General features: G+C 71.9%; 3 protein-coding genes. All 3 read left to right on the top strand.

The features are described 5' to 3' along the window. Positions 1-1,033 (top strand): cytochrome P450 (locus ACFQ87_RS44215; RefSeq protein ID WP_380616708.1); only part of this gene is annotated, 1,033 nt, incomplete at its 5' end. A 53-nt stretch (positions 1,034-1,086) separates the two neighbouring features. Next, positions 1,087-2,316, top strand: a complete 1,230-nt coding sequence (locus tag ACFQ87_RS44220) for a cytochrome P450 (RefSeq protein WP_380616709.1) — start codon at positions 1,087-1,089, stop codon at positions 2,314-2,316. Positions 2,317-2,766: 450 nt separating this feature from the next. Then, positions 2,767-3,074, top strand: a 308-nt coding sequence (locus ACFQ87_RS44225) for a hypothetical protein (RefSeq protein WP_380616710.1), incomplete at its 3' end; no start/stop codon positions are given.

Here is a 3,074-nt window from a genome sequence, read left to right on the forward strand (position 1 = left end):
CCCGCTGTCCGCTTGGCCGCCCGTTGGGGGCGGCGACGTACCGCCGCCGTGCCTGCCGACCTTCCTGGAGATGACGGGCGAGCACCACGAGCGCGTACGCCGCGTCGTCCTGCCGCTGTTCGGCCGCGGGCGCCTGGAGTTCATGCGGCCCCGCATCCGCGCCATCGCGCAGGAGCTGATCGACACGATGAGGGCCGCCGCACCCGACCGCACGGCCGACCTCGTGGCCGCCTACGTCGAACCGCTGCCGCTGCGCGTGCTGTGCGAGACCATCGGCCTCCCGCACGAGGACCGCGACCGCTACCTCCCGCACACCCTCACCCTGCTCGGCGCCGCCGGGCTGACGATGGACGAGATCCTCGCCGCCCTGAACGCCCTACAGGACTACGCCTCGCAGCTGATCGCCCGCAAGGAACAGGAAGGCAAGGAACAGGAGGACGGGGGCGAGGACTACATCCGCCTGCTCCTCGCCGAGAGCCGCCGCCCCGGCAGTGAGCTGACCAGGGACGACGTCGTCAGCTTCGTCGTCACCATGCTCATGGCCGGCTACAAGACCAACGTGCAGCACACCGGCAACGCCCTGCTCACCCTCCTCACCCACCCCGACCAGCTCCGCCGGCTGCGCGACGAACCCTCCGGGATTCCCACCGCCGTGGACGAACTGCTGCGCCACGTCCCGCTGATGAACGCGATCAACATCCTGGTCGCCGAGGAGGACCTCACCCTCCACGGGCAGCACATCCGGGCCGGCGACGCCGTCGTCCCGGTGCCCGCCTCCGCCAACCGCGACCCCGAGGCGTTCACCGACCCCGACCGCCTCGACCTCGCCCGCACGCCCAACCCGCACATCGCCTTCGGCCACGGCCCGCACGCCTGCACCGGCGCGCACCTGACCCGCATGCAACTGGCCACCGTGATCAAGGTGTTGCTGGAGGAGCTGCCCGACATCGAACTCGCCGAGCCCGCCGAGTCGCTGCCCTGGGACGAGACCACCCCACTGCGCGCTCCCGCCCGCCTGCCGGTGCGCTGGTGACGACGGAACCCCCGCCCCACACCTCCGACTCCGCTCAGAAAGGACCGCGCCACGTGAGCGCACCCCAGGCTCCCGCCACCACCGACGACACCCCGGACGACCGGCCTCTGCCGCGTTACCCGTTCAGCACCGACGGCGACCGTCTCGCCCCCGAACTGGACGAACTGCGCAGCCGCTGCCCCGTCGCCCGGGTCAGGACCAACTCCGGCGGCGAGGCGTGGCTGGTCACCGGCTACGACCTGGCCCGCGACGTCCTGCGCGACCGCGCCTTCGCCCGCTCCGTGCTCGGTGAGGACGACAGCCCCACCCAGGACGCCCCGATCCTGGCGCCCGAACTGATGGACGCCATGAACCACCTCCAGCAGGCCGGGCTGCGGGACGAGGTGCTCGCCGCGCTCGGCCGCAACCAGCCCGAACTGCCCGCCGACTGGGTCGCCGAGGTCACCGGGCAAGGCCTGGAGCGGATGGTCGCCGAGGGTGCGCCGGGCGACCTGCAGCGGCACTTCGCCGAGTGGGTCGCCGCGCAGTGCCTGTGCCGGCTGCTCGGCCTGCCCTTCGAGGACCGCGAGTGGCTCGCCGAGCGCGCCGACAAGGACCTCACCATGGCGACGTACTCCGACGAGGAACTCGCCGTCAACTGGGAGGAGATCCGCGCCTACACGGCGGCCTTCATGGCCGCCCGCACCCCCGGGCGCCCGCGCGGCCTCGCCGATCGGCTCGCCGATCTGAACACCCTCCACCAGGGCCTGGACGAACGGCAGTTGTCCAACATCGTCGCCGTGCTGTTCGTCAGCGGCTACGAGGACTTCGCGAGCTTCCTGGGCGTCGCCGCGTTCAACCTCCTCCAGCACCCCGAAACGATGGCCGCGCTGCGGGAGGACCCCGAGGCGACGCCCCAGCACGTCGAGGAACTGCTGAGGTGCAGCGTCGTCCTCGGCAACGCGATCCCGCGCTTCGTCACCCAGGACACTTCCCTGGGCGGCGCGCGGGTCAAGACCGGCGACCTGATCCTGCTCTCCCTGGACGCCGCCAACTTCGACCCCGACGCGTTCGCCGACGCCGAGCGGTTCGAGCCCGCCCGCTCGCCCAACCCCCATCTGCGCTTCGGCCACGGCCGCCACCACTGCCCCGGTGCCCACCTGGTGCGCAGGCAGTCCGATGTCGCCTTCCGGGTCCTCCTGCGGCGCTTCCCCGGCCTGCGCCTGGCCGTGCCGGCCGCCGAGGTCCCGTGGCACCCCAACCGGATGGCCATCATGGCGGCCGCCGTCCCGGTCACCTGGTGACCTGATTCGCCCGGGTCCGGGCAGTCCCGCCGTCCGTCGGTGCCGCGAGGCCTATCGCGGCACCGGCCGGCGCGGCACCGGGCCGGGGATGTCCGCGTGGACCGGTTCGGCGGTTCCCTCGAGCAGGCAGGCGACGTGGCGCCGGAACCCGGGGGAGTGGCGGGCATGGAGGTCAACATGACCACAGCTGCCACGGTTTTGCGGCGCTGCGTGCACCAATAGCCCGGCGTAGTCGGCGATCGCTCCCGCGTGGTCGGCGTACCGCCGGTAGCAGCAGGACAGCAGCAGGAAACACCGCCACTTGCCGCACTCGTTTGCCCGTGAAATGGTGACAAAGGGGCAAGTTTGAGCGGGTCTCGAATGGCCGAGCAGGCACCAGGAGAAACTCGCACCTCACAGCTGGTGAGTCCAGTGGTCCGCGCCCCCATGTCAGGGCTCCGCGCGCGAGGTGTGGCGGTTCTTTGTGCGCTTCTCGGTCTGCTGCCGGTCGTACCTCTGCTGAGCTGGGCGTACGGCCTGGGGCCGTTCCGCCTCTGGTTCTGGTCGATCACCGTCCCCGGCTTGGCGCTGCTCACCGTCATCACCGTGGCAACGGCCCGTAGCCCCCGTTACCGGCGGCCGCACGGCTCGCTGGTGGTGGGAACGTTCGGCGGGGTGGCGGGGACCTTCGGTTACGACCTGGTCCGGGTGCCGTACACGCTGTCCGCTGCCGTCGGGTCGCCCCGGCTGGAGCGCGGGAGCACCACCGCGGCCTGCTT

The sequence above is a fragment of the Kitasatospora sp. NPDC056531 genome, from assembly GCF_042794375.1.
Classification (GTDB): Bacteria; Actinomycetota; Actinomycetes; order Streptomycetales; family Streptomycetaceae; genus Kitasatospora.